Consider the following 17,055-nt stretch of genomic DNA (forward strand, 5'->3'; position numbering starts at 1 on the left):
AATCGACCTGTTCCACCGCGTTGCCGGGTTCTAGGGCCGCTTCGCGCCCCAGCGGGAGCAAGCTCCCTCGCCACAGGAGGCTTCGTTTACCTGCTGGGTTATTCGCTGTCCAGGTCCTTGCGGCGATACGGGAACACGTCGATCACCTTCCCCGCCCGGATTGCCTCTTGCAGGCCTTTCCAATAGTCGGCGTTGTACAACTCGCCGTGCAACTGGTCGAACAGCTTGCGCTGCCCGGCGTCAGCGAACAGGAAGGGTGGGAACTCCTCGGGAAACACGTCCAGCGGCCCGATGGAATACCAGGGCTCGGAGGCCATTTCGTCTTCCGGTGTACGGGGCTGGGGGATGTGGCGGAAGTTGGCTTCGGTCAGGAAGCAGATTTCATCGTAGTCGTAGAACACCACGCGGCCGTGGCGGGTCACGCCGAAGTTCTTGAGCAGCATGTCGCCGGGAAAGATATTGGCCGCCGCCAGTTGCTTGATGGCCAGGCCATAGTCTTCCAGTGCCTCGCGCACCTGGTCCTGGTTGGCGTTTTCCAAATACAGGTTCAGCGGTGTCATGCGGCGCTCGGTCCAGCAGTGACGAATCAGCACCGTGTCGCCTTCCACCGACACCGTGGACGGCGCCACTTCCAACAGTTCCTCCAGGCACGCCGGCTCGAACTTGCCCAGGGGAAAACGGAAATCGGCGAACTCTTGGGTATCGGCCATGCGCCCGACCCGGTCGACGCTCTTCACCAAGCGGTACTTCTCGATCACCGTGGCCCGGTCAACGTTTTTCGACGGCGAGAAGCGGTCCTTGATAATCTTGAATACGGTGTTGAAGCCCGGCAGGGTGAACACGCTCATGACCATGCCACGCACACCCGGGGCCATGATGAACTGGTCGTCGGTGTTCGCCAGATGATTGATCAACGCTCGGTAGAACTCGGACTTGCCGTGCTTGTAGAAACCGATGGAGGTGTACAACTCGGCGATGTGCTTGCCCGGCAGGATGCGCTTGAGAAAGCCGATGAATTCCGCCGGCACCGGCACGTCCACCATGAAGTACGAGCGGGTGAACGAGAAGATGATCGACACCTGCGCCTCGTCGGTAATCAACGCATCGATCTGGATACCCCGGCCCTCGCGGTGCAGCAGCGGGATCACCAGCGGCCATTGGTCATCGCGGGTGAAGATCCGGCCCACCAGGTAAGCGCCCTTGTTGCGATAGAGCACTGAAGAAAACAACTCCACCGTCAGCTCCGGGTCCTTGCAGACCCAGTCCGGCAGGTTCTCGCGCAACTGCGCTTCGAGGCGCTGCAGGTCGCCTGGCAAGTCGCCGTAGTCCTCGCTGAAACGGTAATCGGCGAACACGCTCGCCAGCATCCGGTCCAACTGCCCCTGGGGTTTGTAGGTGCGGGTCTGGGCGGCACGGGCGCGGCGCAGGCTGGGCCGGGTGGTGTGGATGAACATGGTGCCATCGCTGATCAGGTCGTGGCTGAACAGCCCGCAAAAGATCGAGTTGTACCAGGTTTCCGACAGCTCATCGTCGAAGCGCAGGTCGATCAGGCTGATGTAGGCGCTCTTGACCAGCGGCCAGCAGCTCACGTCCATCAGGGTTTCGTCATCGAAGGCCTTGTGCAGCTTGGCAACGGTTTCGAAGACTTTTTCTTCATACAAGTTGATGCGCGCCGCCGAAGCCGCTTGCGCCTCCAGCCACAGCGCCTGTTCGAACCGAGCGCGGGCGCCGTCGGTGATCTGCCGGAAATGCTCACGATAATCGTCGAAGCCGTCGAGGATCGAACGGGCGATTTCGATGGCGGGCCATGGCTGCGGCATAGGGTAAACCTCGGCGGGTCATGCTTGTTATTGGCGACTGAGCTTAGAGGCCAATCACGCGCCAACGCAACCATTGCCATCGCTATTCAGGACGGCGACACTTGCCGCCCAATCAAGGAAGGAATGACTCGTGAACCTCGTCGATATCCTGCGCTTACTGTCACTGGCCGCTATCTGGGGCGCCAGTTTCCTGTTCATGCGCATTATCGCCCCCGTCATTGGCACAATTCCCACTGCCTTTTTTCGCGTGTCCATCGCCTTCGTCGGGCTGCTAGTGATCCTGGCCCTGATGCGCATCGACTGGAATTTTCGCGGCAAGCTCAAAGTCGTGATGGGGCTGGGCCTGATCAACTCGGGCATTCCGGCCACCTTCTATTCGTTGGCCGCCCAGGCGCTGCCGGCCGGTTATTCGGCAATCTTCAACGCCACCACGCCGTTGATGGGGGTGCTGATCGGCGGCTTGTTCTTCAGCGAAAAACTCACTCCGGCCAAGGTCAGCGGTGTCTGCCTGGGGTTGTTCGGCGTCGGCATCCTGACCCGCGCCGGCCCGGTGGCGTTCGACCTGCAATTGCTGATGGGCGCCCTCGCCTGCCTGCTGGCCACGACCTGCTATGGCTTTGCCGGTTTCCTCACCCGTCGCTGGCTCGATCAGCAAGGTGGCTTGGACAGCCGTCTCTCGGCCCTGGGCAGCATGTTCGGCGCCACGGTGTTCTTGCTGCCGCTGTTTGGCTACAGCGTCATCAGCCAACCACCGGCCAGCTGGGGTGGCTGGAGCGTCTGGTTGTCACTGTTGGGGCTGGGCCTGGTGTGTACCGCGCTGGCGTACATCCTTTATTTCCGCCTGCTCAGTTCCATCGGCCCGGTCAAATCCATGACCGTGACCTTCCTGATTCCGCCGTTCGGCGTGCTGTGGGGGGCGTTGCTGCTGGATGAGCCGTTGGGGATGGCGCATTTGTATGGCGGGGTGTTGATTGCAGCGGCGTTGTGGTTGGTGTTGAAACCTGGGGCGGCGAAACCGGTTCAAGCGTCCGCCCGGTAGTTCATCGGCGCGGTTAAAAATGCCTTCGCGAGCAAGCCCGCTCCCACAAGGCCTGTACATAACCTGTGGGAGCGGGCTTGCCCGCGAAAGCAATGGTGCAGTCACTAAATATCTAAGGGCTAACGGCTTTTACGAAACACAAACACCAACCCCACGATGATCAACACCATCCCCAACAAGCTCAACAACGCCAGCCGGTTGCCAAACACCAGGTAGTCCATGATCGCCGTCACCGCCGGCACCAGATAGAACAGGCTGGTGACATTCACCAGGTTGCCCCGGGCGATCAGTCGGTACAGCAGCAACGTCGCCAGCACCGACACCACCAGCGCCATCCACAACACCGGCACGATGAAACCCGTGTTGTACTCGAAGTGGAACGGCTGGAAGGGCACGAACACCGCGCACAGCACCAGCCCGGCCAGGTACTGCACCGGCAGCGTGCCCAGCGGGTTGTCGGTGATGCGCTTCTGCATGATGGAACCGGCCGTCATGCTCACCAGCGCCAGCAACCCGCAGAGCATCCCGGCCAGGGACATGCCGGCCAGGCCGATGCCTTGGTACACCACCATGACCAACCCGACCAACCCCAGCGCCAGGCCGAACAGCCGCGACCAGGAACGCTGCCGCTCCATGAGCACCACGGTCAGGATCGGCTGCACGCCCATGAGCGTCGCCATCACCCCGGGGGTGACGTTCATTTGCAGCGCCAGCAGATAAAAAATCTGATAGGCGCCCAGCAGCACCAACCCGGTGGTCGCCGCGTACAGCATCGGCTTGCCAGTCTTGGGCAGCTTGAACTTGAGCAACGGAATCAACAGCACCAGCGCCGACAGGGCGATGGCAAAACGGATAAGCAAAAAGGCGAAGGGGGACGCATGGGCCAGGCCCAGCTTGGAAAAGATCGCCCCACTGCTCCACAGCAAAACGAACAGGCTCGTGGAAGCCGCCGCCAACAAGGCGTTTTTAGAAAGGGAAAACATGAATACCACCTGTAGTCAGGCAAAAAGCCAACTCAGCCGAGGCTGAAGTCCAGTAGTTTTTTCAGGCGGGCACAGGGGACGGCAACCGTTGCCGATCAGCCCTGAACGCCAACACCCGGCGGTGATACGACGGCGTACACCGGTGGGCTACTGACAGGTGGAGGGTATTGACCGATCTGCGCAGGCTGCTGACTCCCACACGGCACGACGCCAGCGTTGAACGCTGGAACCACGACCGCGATGACAGGGGATGCAGGCATGAGCCGATCTCTTGAAGGGTGGGTTCGAAAACCCGAAGAGCGCCGACTATAACCAGCGCTCGATGGACTACGCAATATTTAAACGAACAACCAGTAGCCAAGCGCCGTCAGCACCGCCACCGCCAACACGGGCCGCATCACCCGGTAGGCCTTGGGATGCTTGCGCTTGAACTGCTTGACCCGGCCGCTGATGCCGTCACTGAACGACTTGCTCCAGGCATAGGCGCGGTTGATGCCGCCGACGTGTTCTTCCTGCAGGTTCTGCGGCGCGGTGGCGCGGCCGAGAAATGCACTGATGCTGCGGTTGAGGCGGGTCATCAACCGGCTTTTCAGGGGCCGCTCGACATCGCAGAACAGAATCACGCGGGTCTGCGGGGTTTCGTTCTTGACCCAGTGCACATAGGTTTCATCGAACATGACGTCTTCGCCATCGCGCCAGGCGTAGATCTGACCGTCGACGAAGATCCGGCAGTCGTCGGAATTGGGGGTGGACAAGCCCAGGTGATAACGCAACGAACCGGCGAAGGGGTCTCGGTGGGGATTGAGATGGCTGTCACCCGGCAGCAGGGCAAACATCGCGCCCCGGACATTGGGAATCTGGCTGACCAGCGCGACCGTCCTGGGGCACAACAGCTCAGCCGACGGCAGCGGTTTGTCGTACCACTTGAGGTAAAAACGCTTCCAGCCCTTTTTGAAGAACGAGCCGAAACCCGCGTCGTTGTTCTTCTCGGCAGCGCGAATGTAACCCTCATCGAACAGGTGCATGGCCTCGTCGCGGATGACTTGCCAATTGTCCTTGAGCACATCCAGTTCGGGGAACTTGCTGCGGTCCAGGTAAGGTCTCGAGGGCACGCCGGAGAACAGGTACATCAAGGTGTTATAAGGGGCGAACAGCGCCGAGTGGTTGACGAACTGGCGCAGTACCGGCAAACGCGCCTTGCCACGCAGGTGCACGTACAGCGTACTGCCCAGGAACAGCAGCAACACCGAGGCCTTGGCGACAAACGAAACGGTCATTTTTACAACTCCTTGTCCAAAAACAACTGACGCAACGCCTACTGCCCGACGTAGCCGAAGGCCATGTTAACCACTCCAGGCCCGGGTAAAAACCATCTGACGCAACATTCTCTGTTGAGTGAAACGCAATAAACACTTTCTAACATGCGCCGCCTGAACCTTGGCTGACGCATCGAACAATCATTCAACCTACGATGGCGAGAGCTTTTGTGGCGAGGGAGCTTGCTCCCGCTGGCGTGCGAAGCGCGCCCCTACGATCTGGCGACCCACGCTGGAGTCCGGACGCCTGCTTCGTAGTCGAGCGGGAGCAAGCTCCCTCGCCACAAAAGCGCCTGCGACTTGATGAGGGCCACCTATTTTGGAGGCGCTGCGCACCCCAGCGGGAGCAAGCTCCCTCGCCACAAAGCGCCCATCACATCCTGTGCAGGCAGTTACTGCTGAATCTCCTGCTCGGTAAACAAATCACTGAACAACATGCTCGACAAGTACCGCTCGCCCGAATCCGGCAGGATCACGACGATGGTCTTGCCCTGCATCTCCGGTTTTTCCGCCAGGCGCACGGCCACGGCCATCGCCGCGCCACAAGAGATCCCGCAGAGGATGCCCTCCTCCTGCATCAAGCGCAGAGCCATGGCCTTGGACTCGTCGTCGGATACCCGCTCGACCAGGTCAACGATCGACAGGTCAAGGTTCTTCGGCACGAACCCAGCGCCGATCCCCTGGATCTTGTGGGGGCTGGGCTTGATCTCCTGGCCCGCCATCGCCTGGGTAATCACCGGCGAAACCTCGGGCTCGACCGCCACCGACAAAATCGGTTTGCCGCAGGTGTTCTTGATGTACCGCGAAACGCCGGTGATGGTCCCGCCGGTGCCCACACCCGCCACCAGCACGTCCACCGCGCCGTCGGTATCGTTCCAGATTTCCGGGCCGGTGGTTTTTTCGTGAATCGCCGGGTTCGCCGGGTTATCGAACTGCTGCGGCATGAAGTATTTGGCTGGATCGCCGGCCATGATCTCGGCGGCTTTGTCGATGGCCCCTTTCATGCCCTTCGCCGGTTCGGTGAGCACCAGTTCCGCGCCGAGTGCCTTGAGTACCTTGCGGCGCTCGATGCTCATGGAGGCGGGCATGGTCAGCATCAGCTTGTAGCCACGAGCGGCGGCGACGAACGCCAGGCCGATCCCGGTGTTGCCCGAAGTCGGTTCGACGATGGTCATGCCCGGCTTGAGTTTGCCCGAGCTTTCAGCGTCCCAGATCATGTTTGCGCCGATCCGACACTTGACCGAATACCCTGGGTTCCGCCCCTCGATCTTGGCCAGGATGGTCACACCGCGCGGGGCAATGCGGTTGATCTGCACCAGCGGCGTATTACCGATGGAATGGGCGTTGTCAGCGAATATACGGCTCATGGCTGGGTCCTTGATGCAGCGGGAATGTAAGCCTTTAAAGGTATGCCTCTTGCCCATGGGCGTCCAGTTGCACCGAACGTTCCCATTGTTGCGACAGTCAATGGCATTAGAAGGCGCTCCCCCAACAAACGCTGGAGACTGACTGACATGAAGCGTCGATATCGCTGGCCATTGTGGGTGTTCGCCGCCCTCGTCGCGGTGCTGGTGGCCCTGCATTTCGCCCTGCCTTACCTGGTACGCGACTACCTGAACGACAAACTGGCCAACATGGGCGATTATCGCGGCCAGATCACCGACGTGGACCTGGCCCTGTGGCGCGGTGCCTACCGGATCAACGGCCTGGAAATCGTCAAGGTCGACGGCAAGGTTCCGGTGCCGTTCGTCACCGCACCGCTGGTGGACTTGTCGGTGAGCTGGCACTCGCTGTGGTACGACCATGCGGTGGTCGCCGAGGTGGAATTCACCCGCCCGGAAGTGAACTTCGTCGACGGCGGCGCCAACCGACAGAACTCCCAGACCGGCCGGGGCACCAACTGGCGCGAGCAATTGGGCAAACTGCTGCCTATCACCTTCAACGAAGTGCGCATCCGGGATGGCAAGGTCACCTTCCGCAATTTCAACTCCAAGCCACCGGTCAACCTGCGGGCCACCGACGTCAACGCCAGCTTCTACAACCTGACCAACGTGGTCGACACCGAAGGCAAGCGCGACGCCCGTTTCGAGGGCAAGGCCCTGGTGGCCGAACACGCGCCATTGGAAATGCAGGCCACCTTCGACCCGTTGAGCAACTTCGAGGATTTCGACTTCCGCCTGCGAGCCAGGAACATCGAGCTCAAGCGCCTGAACGATTTCGCCGCTGCTTATGGCAAATTCGATTTCAATGCCGGTCACGGCGACCTGGTGATCGAGGCCGAAGCCGACAACGCCAAGCTCAGCGGCTACATCAAGCCATTGCTGCGCGATGTCGATGTGTTCGACTGGCAGCAGGACGTGGAAAACCAGAACAAGAACATCTTCCGCTCGGTCTGGGAAGCGCTGGTCGGCACAGGCGAAACGGCCCTCAAGAACCAGCGCAAGAACCAGTTCGCCACCCGGGTGGAACTCAGCGGCAATGTCCACCAGCAGGACATCAGCGCCTTCGAGGCCTTCCTGCAGATCCTGCGCAACGGTTTCGTCCAGGCCTTCAACGCCCGTTATGAACAGCCACCGCCTTCGACCGATTAGGGTTTGCGCGTGACGGTGTAGCGGCCGATCGGTTCCGCCGCCGCGATGCCCGCGCCACGCTGCAGCGAGTCCCATCCCAAGCACGCGAGGGCCAGCGAACGCGGTACAGCCTCGCGCCCACTGCTATAGCGGCTGATGCTGCGAGCGCTGACCCCCAGTGCTTCAGCCGCCTGGTTCAGCGATAGGCCGGTACGGGCACGCCAATCGATGAAGATACGGGTATTTTCATCCACGGCATTCTGCGCCAGCGCATCCAGATACAAGGTATCGGCACCGATCTGGATATCCAGTTCGGGCCATTCCACGCTCCAACCATCATCCCCCACGCTCGCGCCTCCAAACGCTGCCTCTTTCAGCAAAGGCTGCAAGCCTGGGTAACGTTGCACGTCGGCACTCAAGTCCAGCGTCAATTGCTGCCCGTCGATGAACGTCAGTTCAAGACTGAACGGTAATAAAGCCTGCACGGCCAATAGCCGCGGCCGTTTCATGGGTAACATCGTTTCCAATCCTCCAACAGTTGCGCCTGGTGGACCCTGACCCAGTCCAGCGCTTGCTTGATGATCAACGGCGGCGCACGGCCCATCATCACTTCCACGGTTTCCAGGCTCAACATCACATCCACCCCACCACCCGTCAGGTGTACATGGGGCGGTGGATGGTCTCGTTCACGCAGTTGAATGCGGTAAGTATTTTTAAATCGATATTTAGTAGACATACACCAAACATATCGCCAAATTGGCGATATGCAATACTGGCAAGCCGCCGAGACTGAGTCAACATGTGACGCTCCATTCAGAGACTGAATACAGCGTCTGCGTTCACAGTCGGCGGGGCCTCGCGGTATAGTCGGGCACGCTATTTATTTTCGCGCGCCCCGCCTCGCCAGGCCGGCGACACCGTTCGAGGAATTGCAGATGAAGTTCGAAGGCACCAGCGCCTACGTGGCCACCGATGACCTGAAACTGGCCGTGAACGCCGCCATCACCCTGGAGCGGCCGCTGCTGGTCAAGGGCGAACCGGGCACCGGCAAGACCATGCTCGCCGAGCAACTGGCCGAGTCCTTCGGCGCGCGCTTGATCACCTGGCACATCAAGTCCACCACCAAGGCTCACCAGGGCCTGTACGAGTACGATGCGGTCAGCCGCCTGCGGGACTCGCAATTGGGCGTGGACAAGGTCCATGACGTACGCAACTACCTGAAGAAGGGCAAGCTCTGGGAAGCGTTCGAGTCCGAGGAGCGGGTGATCCTGCTGATCGACGAAATCGACAAGGCCGACATCGAGTTCCCCAACGACCTGTTGCAGGAACTCGACAAGATGGAGTTCTACGTCTACGAGACCGACGAAACCATCAAGGCCAAGCAACGGCCGATCATCATCATTACCTCCAACAACGAAAAGGAACTGCCGGACGCGTTCCTGCGCCGCTGTTTCTTCCATTACATCGCCTTCCCCGACCGCGTCACCCTGCAGAAAATCGTCGACGTGCATTACCCGGACATCAAGAAGGACCTGGTCAGTGAAGCGCTGGACGTGTTCTTCGACGTGCGCAAGGTGCCGGGCCTGAAGAAAAAGCCTTCCACTTCCGAACTGGTGGACTGGCTCAAGCTGCTGATGGCCGACAACATCGGCGAAGCGGTACTGCGCGAACGTGATCCGACCAAGGCCATCCCGCCGCTGGCCGGCGCCCTGGTCAAGAACGAGCAGGACGTGCAACTGCTCGAGCGCCTGGCGTTCATGAGCCGTCGCGGCACCCGCTGATCCTCTTCGTCTAACAAGAGCGAGGGCGATTGCCATGCTGCTTAACCTGTTCAATGAGATGCGCGCCGCCAAAGTGCCCGTGTCGGTGCGCGAATTGCTGGACCTGATCAACGCGTTGAAACAGCGGGTGATCTTCGCCGACATGGACGAGTTCTATTACTTGTCCCGGGCAATCCTGGTGAAAGACGAACGGCATTTCGACAAGTTCGACCGGGCGTTCGCTGCCTACTTCAACGGCCTGGAAAAACTCGACGATCACCTCCAGGCGCTGATTCCCGAGGACTGGCTGCGCAAGGAATTCGAGCGTTCACTGACCGACGAAGAGCGGGCGCAGATCCAGTCCCTGGGTGGCCTGGACAAGCTGATCGAAGAGTTCAAGAAACGCCTGGAAGAACAGAAGGAACGCCATGCCGGCGGCAACAAATGGATCGGCACCGGCGGCACCAGCCCGTTCGGCTCCGGCGGCTTCAACCCCGAAGGCATCCGGGTCGGCGACGCCGGCAAGCGCCAGGGCAAGGCTGTGAAGGTCTGGGACCAGCGCGAGTACAAGAACCTCGACGACCAGGTGGAATTGGGCACCCGCAACATCAAGATCGCCCTGCGCCGCCTGCGCAAGTTCGCTCGCCAGGGTGCGGCCGAAGAGCTGGACATCGACGGCACCATCGACCACACCGCCCGGGACGCCGGCCTCTTGAACATCCAGATGCGCCCGGAGCGACGCAACACCGTGAAGTTGTTGCTGTTGTTCGACATCGGCGGCTCGATGGATGCCCACGTGAAGATCTGCGAAGAACTGTTCTCGGCCTGCAAGACCGAGTTCAAGCACCTGGAGTATTTCTACTTCCACAACTTCGTGTACGAGTCGGTGTGGAAAAACAACCTGCGCCGTACCTCGGAACGCACCTCGACCCAGGATTTGCTGCACAAGTACGGTGCCGACTACAAAGTGATCTTCATCGGCGACGCCGCCATGGCCCCCTATGAAATCACCCAGGCCGGCGGCAGCGTCGAACACTGGAACGAAGAGGCTGGCTATGTGTGGATGCAGCGTTTCATGGAGAAGTACAAGAAGCTCATCTGGATCAATCCGTATCCCAAGGACACCTGGGGCTATACCGCCTCGACCAACATCGTGCGCGAGTTGGTGGAAGACCGGATGTATCCGCTGACTTTGCGGGGGTTGGAGGAAGGGATGCGGTTCCTGTCCAAGTAAGATTTTTGGTTGCCTGTACAGGCCTCATCGCGAGCAAGCTCGCTCCCACACTGGATATTCGTCGTACATAAGATCCCTGTGGGAGCGAGCTTGCTCGCGATGCTTCTAGCCTTTCAAAAACACCTGCAGACACTCCACCTGCTGCCGATGCGCAACCTCCTGCACCACCGGCCGCAACCGCACCTGCGTCCCCGGCAGGCATTGCGCCAACCGGGCCAGGGCCAACGGAGTCAAGGCCCCCAGGCGTGGATAGCCACCGATGGTTTGCCGGTCGTTGAGCAGCACGATCGGTTGGCCATCCGGCGGCACCTGCACCGCACCGAGCGGAATGCCCTCGGAAATCATCGCCGGCCCCTGATACGCCAACGCCGTGCCCAGCAAGCGGATGCCCATGCGGTCGGCGCGACTGTCCAGCGTCCACGGGGTGTTGAACGCGTCGAACAGACTCTGTCCGCTAAACGCGCCATTCTGCGCCCCCAGGATCAGGTCCAGCGGCTGCGCTTGCTGGAAGTCCGGAATCCGCGTGTGCGGCATGGGCCGAGGCGTCGCCGCGCCTGAATAGCTCAGGCGCTCGCCACGACTCAGCGCTCGCCCTCGCCCATCCAGGCCACCCAGTTCCTCGCGCACTACCGTCGCCCGGCTGCCCAGTACCGCAGGCGCATTGAATCCGCCAGGGGCCGCCAGATAGGCCCGGGCACCGAGCACGGGCTGGGTGAGCGCCAGCACCTGGCCCTTGCGCAGACTGAAGAAGCGCCACGATGCCACGCCCTGGCCGTCTATTCGCGCGCCCAGGTCCGCCCCGGCCAGCGCCAGCACGCAATCCTCTTCGGCCACTACGGTAAAGCCGCCGAGGGTAATCTCCACCACCGCTGCGTCCAGGCCATTGCCGAGCATCCAATTGGCCCAGGCCATCGACAGCCAGTCCGCCGCCCCGCCCTGGGTCACACCCAGGTGCCTCACGCCGAAACGGCCGACGTCCTGCAACAGGCACAGCGGGGTGCTGGCCTCGATCAACAAGCGGCTCATGCCTGGGTCTCCAGCGGTGTGTCGTCGCCACCCAGCGCGATGAATTCGGCATGGTCCACGGGGGCGAAACGCACCGTGTCCCCCGGTTGCATCAGGCTGTAGCCGTCGCGCTCGCGATCAAACAGTTTGGCCGGGGTGCGACCGATCAGGTTCCAGCCACCGGGCGACACCACCGGATACGCCGCGGTCTGGCGCTCGGCAATGCCGACACTGCCGGCCGCCACGCGCTTGCGCGGCGTGTCGAGGCGCGGTGAAGCCAATTCTTCATCCACCAGCCCCATGAAGGCGAAACCGGGGGCGAAGCCCAAGGCAAACACTTGGTACTCGCGTTCACTGTGGCGACGGATCACCTGGGCGACCGTCAGCCCGCTGCGGCTCGCCAGCAGCTCCAGCTCCGGCCCGACACTGAGGTCGTACCACACCGGCAGCACGTGGCATTGGCCGGCGGACCGGGCATCCGGTGAAAGGTTATTCAACGCCTCATCGATCAATTCACGAGCCTGCACCGGGTTCAGGGCGAGCAAATCGTAGTGCACCATCAACGTGGTATAGGACGGCACCAGGTCAATCAGATGCTCGGCAAACACCACTCGCAGGCGCTCGCTGGCGGCGAGCATCCAGGGCATGTTGGCCTCGGCGATCTCATCGAACAGGCGCACCATCAAGCAGTCCACCGCCACCACTTCCAAGCGTGGTCTCATGGTGCACTCTGCCGGTCCAGAGCTTCGCGGATGCGTTGCACGGCCGCCACGGAGCTGGCGTTGTCGCCGTGTACGCACAAGGTGTTGGCAACAAGGTGCAAGGCGCTGCCGTCACTGGCGGTCAACGCATCGCCACGGGCGATAGCCAGGGCCTGCCCGACAATCACCTCGGGATCGTGGTGCACGGCACCCGGTGCTTGCCGCGAAACCAGGCGACCGGCACTGTCGTAGGCGCGGTCGGCAAAGGCTTCAAACCACAGGGTCAGGCCGTACTCATCGCCCAGGGCCTGGGCGGCGCTGTTGTCCCGGGTCGCCATGAGCATCAGCGGCAGTTGCCGATCATAGGCCGCAACAGCCTGGATCACCGCGCGCAGTTGCGCCGGGTTGGCCATCATGTCGTTGTACATCGCGCCGTGGGGCTTGACGTAGCTGACCCGTCCGCCTTGCGCCCGGCAGATGCCGTCGAGGGCGCCGATCTGGTAATGCAGCAGGTCCTGCAATTCCTGGGCGCCGTAGGCCATGGAACGGCGGCCGAAGCCCGCCAGATCCTGATAGGCCGGGTGCGCGCCGATTCGCACGCCATGGCTCAGGGCCAGGCTGACGGTCTTGCGCATGATGCTCGGGTCGCCGGCATGAAAGCCGCAGGCGATGTTGGCGCAATCGATGAAGGGCATCACCTCGGCGTCCAGACCCATGGTCCAGTTGCCGAAGCTTTCGCCGATGTCGCAATTCAATAGCAGGCGGTTCACGGTGAACGCTCCTGTAGGTTCTTTCTTTGTTTAACTGTGGGGCACGCGCACCACAGGTTATCAGTTACTCGGCTTCCAACTGCTTGCCTTGGGTTTCCGGCAGGCTCAGGGCCGCCAGGATCACCACGCCATAGGACACCGCGGCGAACGCTCCGATACCCACGCTCAGCGGCACCTTCTGGCTCAAAATACCAATCAACAGCGGGAACAATGCCGCCACCGCCCGGCCAATGTTGTAGCAGAAGCCTTGGCCCGAACCACGAATGCGCGTAGGGAACAGTTCGGTGAGGAACGAGCCCATGCCGCTGAACATGCCCGACGCGAAGAACCCCAAGGGAAAGCCCAGCCAGAGCATCACGTTATTGCTCACCGGCACCTGGGTATACAGCAGGACGATGGTGAAAGAGCCGACGGCGTACAGGACAAAGTTCTTTTTGCGCCCCAGGATGTCCGACAGGTACGCACTGATGACATAGCCCACGTAGGAACCGACGATCACCATCGCCAGGTAGCCGCCGGTACTCAATACGCTCAGGCCACGCTCATTTTTCAGGAACGTCGGCAGCCAGGACGTGATGGCGTAGTAACCGCCCAGGGCACCGGTGGTCAGCAGCGAGGCGCGAAAGGTGGTGAAAAGGATGCCGGGGGCAAAAATCTCGTAGAACTTCGCTGGGTTTTCCGGCGTCAGCCGGGCCTTGGTCTGGTTATAGACTTCCGGATCCTTGACCAGTCGGCGGACGAAAATCACGAACACCGCCGGCACGATGCCGAGGATGAACAGTGCGCGCCAGGCGTCTTCCGGCGGCAGCACCGAGAACAGCAGCGCATACAGGATCGCCGTCATGCCCCAGCCCAGCGCCCAACCCGACTGCACCATGCCCACCGCCTTGCCGCGATCCTTGGCACGAATCACTTCACCCATCAACACGGCGCCGGCGGTCCATTCGCCGCCAAAACCGAAGCCCATCAATGTGCGGGCGATCAGCAGTTGTTCATAGTTCTGGGCAAAGCCGCACAAAAAGGTGAAGAAGGCGAACCACAGCACCGTCAGTTGCAGGGTGCGCACCCGCCCGATGCGGTCCGAGAGAATGCCGGCCACCCAGCCGCCAATGGCCGAAGCGATCAAGGTACTGGTGTGAATCAGGCCTGCCTGGCCAGTGGTAATGCCCCACATCGCGATCAGGGTCGGCACCACGAAACTGAGCATCTGCGTGTCCATGCCGTCCAGGGCGTAGCCGATCTTGCAGCTCCAGAAGGTGCGACGTTCCTGCTGGTTGATGTTGCGATACCAATCGAATGGGCCGGAACGGGCCTGGGGTTGGGGGACGCCGAGCGTGTCGGGTGCACTCATGGTGGTTCTCCGCAGTTTTATTGTTGTAAGTCTCGACGACGCTGACGTGGAGACCGATGCGTCGATTCTTGAGCGCGCGGCCGATCCCGTCCAACGAATAAAACCTCGGTTGGGTCATAAGAAAAATTTGATTGGGTAACACGCAAGGCCTGGCTGCACACCGTTGTGGCCTAGCTGAACACCATTGTGGCGAGGGAGCTTGCTCCCGCTGGGCTGCGAAGCAGCCCCCAGACCAGGTGCCTCGGTGTAACTGGCTGAATGCTTCCAGGCTTTTTGGGGCTGCTGCGCAGCCCAGCGGGAGCAAGCTCCCTCGCCACGGGGTTTGTGTTTGGCGATGGGCTGGGTGAGTCAGACCGTTCGAGCCACTTTACCAACCACGAACCTGTGGCGAGGGGATTTATCCCCGCTGGGCTGCGAAGCAGCCCCAAACCTGCTGGATACCATCTACCTGACACTGCGCGGTGTCTGGTTTTGGGGCCGCTTCGCGGCCCAGCGGGAGCAAGCTCCCTCGCCACAGAAGCCGGTTGCGGTTTCGATCAGTCGTGCAATCAGAGCCCGCGCAAATCCCGCTCTTCAATCGGCCGGCTCTGGCGCAGGCGCTTGCCGCCCAGCACCACCCAGTCGATCAGGCGGAACAGGCACTCCAGGCCGAACGACAGCAACAACGCACCGCTGATGCCCCAGATCATGGCCTCGGGAGTCAACAGGATCTGGTAGCTGTAGCCGTTCCAGGTTTCCTTGCGGATGTCCGGATCGGCGGCCAGCGCCACTTGCAGCAAGCGGATGTACCACGGGCCCTGCATGGCCTGGAATTGCTTGTCCAGGGCCTGCTGGCGCACGAGCAAGGTGTTCAGGCTGTCGGCGTCGCTGCGAAAGATCGGGTCTTCGCTGGCGCGGTAATGGGCCACCAGGGCTTGCATGTCGCCCTTGAAGAACTGATTGGCGGTGCCCTGGAACCCTTGCAAGCCGGTCTGCGCCTCGATCAGGTGGGCCTCGACCCGCTTGGCGTAATCATTGATGAAGCCCGGCACCTGGACCCCAACCAACAGGCCCACCGCGAACAACACCAGCCGTAGATAACTGAGCAACATAACGTGACGTCCTTATTCGGTCCGGCCGTGGCTGACGCATTCGCCGCGTCGCCACAGGCTCCATTGGCCCGGTTCGTAGCGGGTCCAGGTTTCGTTTTCGGTCAACGGTTCGGTGGCGATCACCGTGACCACGTCGTTGGGCGTGGTTTCAGCCTGGAAATCGACTATCACATCCACATCCTTGAGCCGAGCCGGGCCGAACGGCGCGCGACGGGTGATCTGGGCCAGTTTGGTCGAGCAATAGCAGAACAGCCAGTCGCCATCGCTGAGCAAGCAATTGAACACGCCTTTGCTGCGGTATTCGGCGCAGGCCTCGATCAGCGACGGTAGCAATTGTTCCACCTCCACCGGTTCGGGGAAGGCCTGGCGCACACGGTTGAGCAGATCGCAGAAAGCCGCTTCGCTGTCGGTATCGCCCACCGGGCGGTAGAAGCTCACGCCCGGCTGGAAATCGGCGAGTTGGCCATTGTGGGCAAAACACCAGTTGCGGCCCCACAACTCACGCACGAACGGGTGCGTATTGGACAGGCAGACCTTGCCGACGTTGGCTTGGCGAATATGCCCGATCACCACTTCGCTCTTGATCGGATAGCGCTGCACCAGGTTCGCCACTTCCGATTCGCTGCTGGCGGCCGGGTCCTGGAACAGGCGCAGGCCACGGCCCTCGTAGAAGGCGATGCCCCAACCGTCCCGATGCGGCCCGGTCTTGCCGCCGCGCTGCATCAGCCCAGTGAAGCTGAACACGATGTCGGTCGGCACATTGGCGCTCATGCCCAATAACTCACACATGCTCGAACTCTCGCTTCAAGGGGCAGGCCCGGTTACAGGCGCGGTTCGATACGCGAACGCTGGGGGTTGCTCGGCACGGGCGGGCGACCGTAACGGTCATCGCCGGCCACGCCAAACGGTGGCTCGTCCTCCGGCTCATCGACCGCAGCGGCGGCTTTTGCGGCGGCGGCCCGTTCCTTGCGAGCGTTGGCGGCCCGCTCGATGGGAAAGCGGATCAGCACCAAAATGAAGTAGAGACCGAAGGCGATCATGCCGTACATGAGCAGATCGGAAGCCGCCCGCCAGACGTTGTTGCCGACTTTGAACAGCACGTCCAGGGCAACAATAGCCAGGGCCGGGGCGACCTTGTCCTTCACCGGATCTACGATGGTAGGGCTAAACAGCAGCACCGCCAGCAGCAACCGCAGCGGTTCGCGCAACCAGCGCCACATCCAGCGGGTCATGCGCATCCATACCAACAGGCAGCCCAGGGCGGCGAAGGCGTAGAGGCCCCAGGCGATCAGATAGTCATTCTCGGTCATGGTGTCCATGGCAAGGCAGGCAAAGAGGCGCTTATAGTAACGGCTTTTCGCTCGTCAGGCTGCCCCGGCGTCTGGCGAATGGCCTGTGTGGTTGGTTCTGTCCAG

At 61.4% G+C, this 17,055-nt stretch carries 17 protein-coding genes; 4 read left to right on the top strand and 13 right to left on the bottom strand.

The window, feature by feature from the left end:
• Positions 1–98: 98 nt before the first annotated feature.
• Positions 99–1,820: a bifunctional isocitrate dehydrogenase kinase/phosphatase gene (aceK, locus tag V7773_RS10255; RefSeq protein WP_336073282.1), complete on the bottom strand. Its 1,722-nt coding sequence runs from the start codon at positions 1,818–1,820 to the stop codon at positions 99–101.
• A gap of 130 nt (positions 1,821–1,950) precedes the next feature.
• Here aceK and V7773_RS10260 point away from each other — a divergent pair, with 130 nt between their 5' ends.
• Positions 1,951–2,859, top strand: coding sequence for a DMT family transporter (locus tag V7773_RS10260; protein WP_336073284.1), 909 nt, complete (start codon positions 1,951–1,953; stop codon positions 2,857–2,859).
• A gap of 119 nt (positions 2,860–2,978) precedes the next feature.
• Here V7773_RS10260 and V7773_RS10265 read toward each other — a convergent pair whose 3' ends face one another.
• The 3 genes from V7773_RS10265 to cysK all read right to left on the bottom strand — a co-directional run bounded on the left by V7773_RS10265 (position 2,979) and on the right by cysK (position 6,525).
• Complete coding sequence (locus tag V7773_RS10265) at positions 2,979–3,842, bottom strand: DMT family transporter (protein ID WP_092150807.1); 864 nt, start codon at positions 3,840–3,842, stop codon at positions 2,979–2,981.
• A 338-nt stretch (positions 3,843–4,180) separates the two neighbouring features.
• Entirely contained in the window at positions 4,181–5,119 is a 939-nt protein-coding gene (locus V7773_RS10270; protein WP_336073285.1) for an aspartyl/asparaginyl beta-hydroxylase domain-containing protein, read from the bottom strand.
• A gap of 431 nt (positions 5,120–5,550) precedes the next feature.
• Positions 5,551–6,525 carry a cysteine synthase A gene (gene cysK / locus V7773_RS10275; protein ID WP_092150801.1) on the bottom strand — a complete coding sequence of 325 codons (975 nt, stop codon included), beginning with the start codon at positions 6,523–6,525 and terminating at the stop codon, positions 5,551–5,553.
• A gap of 147 nt (positions 6,526–6,672) precedes the next feature.
• On the opposite strand from cysK, the gene V7773_RS10280 reads away from it, so the two are divergent.
• The gene (locus V7773_RS10280; RefSeq protein WP_092150798.1) at positions 6,673–7,749 is read left to right on the top strand and encodes a DUF748 domain-containing protein; all 1,077 of its coding nucleotides are present in this window, start codon (positions 6,673–6,675) and stop codon (positions 7,747–7,749) included.
• On the opposite strand, the gene V7773_RS10285 is transcribed toward V7773_RS10280, so the two are convergent.
• Both V7773_RS10285 and V7773_RS10290 read right to left on the bottom strand, forming a co-directional pair.
• Positions 7,746–8,246, bottom strand: coding sequence for a DUF2442 domain-containing protein (locus V7773_RS10285; RefSeq protein ID WP_336073286.1), 501 nt, complete (start codon positions 8,244–8,246; stop codon positions 7,746–7,748). The genes V7773_RS10280 and V7773_RS10285 overlap by 4 nt on opposite strands.
• Positions 8,234–8,464: a DUF4160 domain-containing protein gene (locus tag V7773_RS10290; protein WP_336073287.1), complete on the bottom strand. Its 231-nt coding sequence runs from the start codon at positions 8,462–8,464 to the stop codon at positions 8,234–8,236. Before V7773_RS10290 ends, V7773_RS10285 begins: the two co-directional genes overlap by 13 nt.
• A 199-nt stretch (positions 8,465–8,663) precedes the next feature.
• Between V7773_RS10290 and V7773_RS10295 the strand changes: the two genes are divergently transcribed.
• Positions 8,664–9,509 (top strand): AAA family ATPase, encoded by an 846-nt coding sequence (locus V7773_RS10295; protein WP_003184225.1) that lies wholly within the window; start codon positions 8,664–8,666, stop codon positions 9,507–9,509.
• 34 nt (positions 9,510–9,543) lie between these two features.
• Positions 9,544–10,722, top strand: a complete 1,179-nt coding sequence (locus V7773_RS10300; protein WP_003198888.1) for a vWA domain-containing protein — start codon at positions 9,544–9,546, stop codon at positions 10,720–10,722.
• A gap of 105 nt (positions 10,723–10,827) precedes the next feature.
• Here V7773_RS10300 and V7773_RS10305 read toward each other — a convergent pair whose 3' ends face one another.
• From V7773_RS10305 to V7773_RS10335, 7 genes are all read right to left on the bottom strand, one after another.
• Positions 10,828–11,748, bottom strand: coding sequence for a biotin-dependent carboxyltransferase family protein (locus V7773_RS10305; RefSeq protein ID WP_336073288.1), 921 nt, complete (start codon positions 11,746–11,748; stop codon positions 10,828–10,830).
• Positions 11,745–12,449 carry a 5-oxoprolinase subunit PxpB gene (gene pxpB, locus V7773_RS10310; RefSeq protein ID WP_336073289.1) on the bottom strand — a complete coding sequence of 235 codons (705 nt, stop codon included), beginning with the start codon at positions 12,447–12,449 and terminating at the stop codon, positions 11,745–11,747. Before pxpB ends, V7773_RS10305 begins: the two co-directional genes overlap by 4 nt.
• Complete coding sequence (locus V7773_RS10315; protein ID WP_336073290.1) at positions 12,446–13,198, bottom strand: 5-oxoprolinase subunit PxpA; 753 nt, start codon at positions 13,196–13,198, stop codon at positions 12,446–12,448. Before V7773_RS10315 ends, pxpB begins: the two co-directional genes overlap by 4 nt.
• 64 nt (positions 13,199–13,262) lie before the next feature.
• Positions 13,263–14,549 (bottom strand): MFS transporter, encoded by a 1,287-nt coding sequence (locus tag V7773_RS10320; protein ID WP_336073291.1) that lies wholly within the window; start codon positions 14,547–14,549, stop codon positions 13,263–13,265.
• 548 nt (positions 14,550–15,097) lie between these two features.
• Positions 15,098–15,640 carry a DUF2937 family protein gene (locus V7773_RS10325; RefSeq protein ID WP_063322493.1) on the bottom strand — a complete coding sequence of 181 codons (543 nt, stop codon included), beginning with the start codon at positions 15,638–15,640 and terminating at the stop codon, positions 15,098–15,100.
• A gap of 12 nt (positions 15,641–15,652) precedes the next feature.
• Positions 15,653–16,429, bottom strand: a complete 777-nt coding sequence (locus V7773_RS10330; RefSeq protein WP_003198875.1) for a class II glutamine amidotransferase — start codon at positions 16,427–16,429, stop codon at positions 15,653–15,655.
• A gap of 32 nt (positions 16,430–16,461) precedes the next feature.
• Complete coding sequence (locus V7773_RS10335) at positions 16,462–16,959, bottom strand: MFS transporter (RefSeq protein WP_072341351.1); 498 nt, start codon at positions 16,957–16,959, stop codon at positions 16,462–16,464.
• Positions 16,960–17,055 lie beyond the last annotated feature (96 nt).

The organism is Pseudomonas sp. 3JA, from assembly GCF_036961705.1.
In the GTDB taxonomy this organism is placed as follows: domain Bacteria; phylum Pseudomonadota; class Gammaproteobacteria; order Pseudomonadales; family Pseudomonadaceae; genus Aquipseudomonas; species Aquipseudomonas fluorescens_Q.

Bases quoted from the DNA above. Each gene is read 5' to 3' on its own strand.
- aceK (WP_336073282.1), bottom strand. From the start codon at position 1,820: ATGCCGCAGCCATGGCCCGCCATCGAAATCGCCCGTTCGATCCTCGAC.
- V7773_RS10265 (WP_092150807.1), bottom strand. From the start codon at position 3,842: ATGTTTTCCCTTTCTAAAAACGCCTTGTTGGCGGCGGCTTCCACGAGC.
- V7773_RS10270 (WP_336073285.1), bottom strand. From the start codon at position 5,119: ATGACCGTTTCGTTTGTCGCCAAGGCCTCGGTGTTGCTGCTGTTCCTG.
- cysK (WP_092150801.1), bottom strand. From the start codon at position 6,525: ATGAGCCGTATATTCGCTGACAACGCCCATTCCATCGGTAATACGCCG.
- V7773_RS10280 (WP_092150798.1), top strand. From the start codon at position 6,673: ATGAAGCGTCGATATCGCTGGCCATTGTGGGTGTTCGCCGCCCTCGTC.
- V7773_RS10285 (WP_336073286.1), bottom strand. From the start codon at position 8,246: ATGTTACCCATGAAACGGCCGCGGCTATTGGCCGTGCAGGCTTTATTA.
- V7773_RS10290 (WP_336073287.1), bottom strand. From the start codon at position 8,464: ATGTCTACTAAATATCGATTTAAAAATACTTACCGCATTCAACTGCGT.
- V7773_RS10295 (WP_003184225.1), top strand. From the start codon at position 8,664: ATGAAGTTCGAAGGCACCAGCGCCTACGTGGCCACCGATGACCTGAAA.
- V7773_RS10300 (WP_003198888.1), top strand. From the start codon at position 9,544: ATGCTGCTTAACCTGTTCAATGAGATGCGCGCCGCCAAAGTGCCCGTG.
- V7773_RS10305 (WP_336073288.1), bottom strand. From the start codon at position 11,748: ATGAGCCGCTTGTTGATCGAGGCCAGCACCCCGCTGTGCCTGTTGCAG.
- pxpB (WP_336073289.1), bottom strand. From the start codon at position 12,449: ATGAGACCACGCTTGGAAGTGGTGGCGGTGGACTGCTTGATGGTGCGC.
- V7773_RS10320 (WP_336073291.1), bottom strand. From the start codon at position 14,549: ATGAGTGCACCCGACACGCTCGGCGTCCCCCAACCCCAGGCCCGTTCC.
- V7773_RS10325 (WP_063322493.1), bottom strand. From the start codon at position 15,640: ATGTTGCTCAGTTATCTACGGCTGGTGTTGTTCGCGGTGGGCCTGTTG.
- V7773_RS10330 (WP_003198875.1), bottom strand. From the start codon at position 16,429: ATGTGTGAGTTATTGGGCATGAGCGCCAATGTGCCGACCGACATCGTG.
- V7773_RS10335 (WP_072341351.1), bottom strand. From the start codon at position 16,959: ATGGACACCATGACCGAGAATGACTATCTGATCGCCTGGGGCCTCTAC.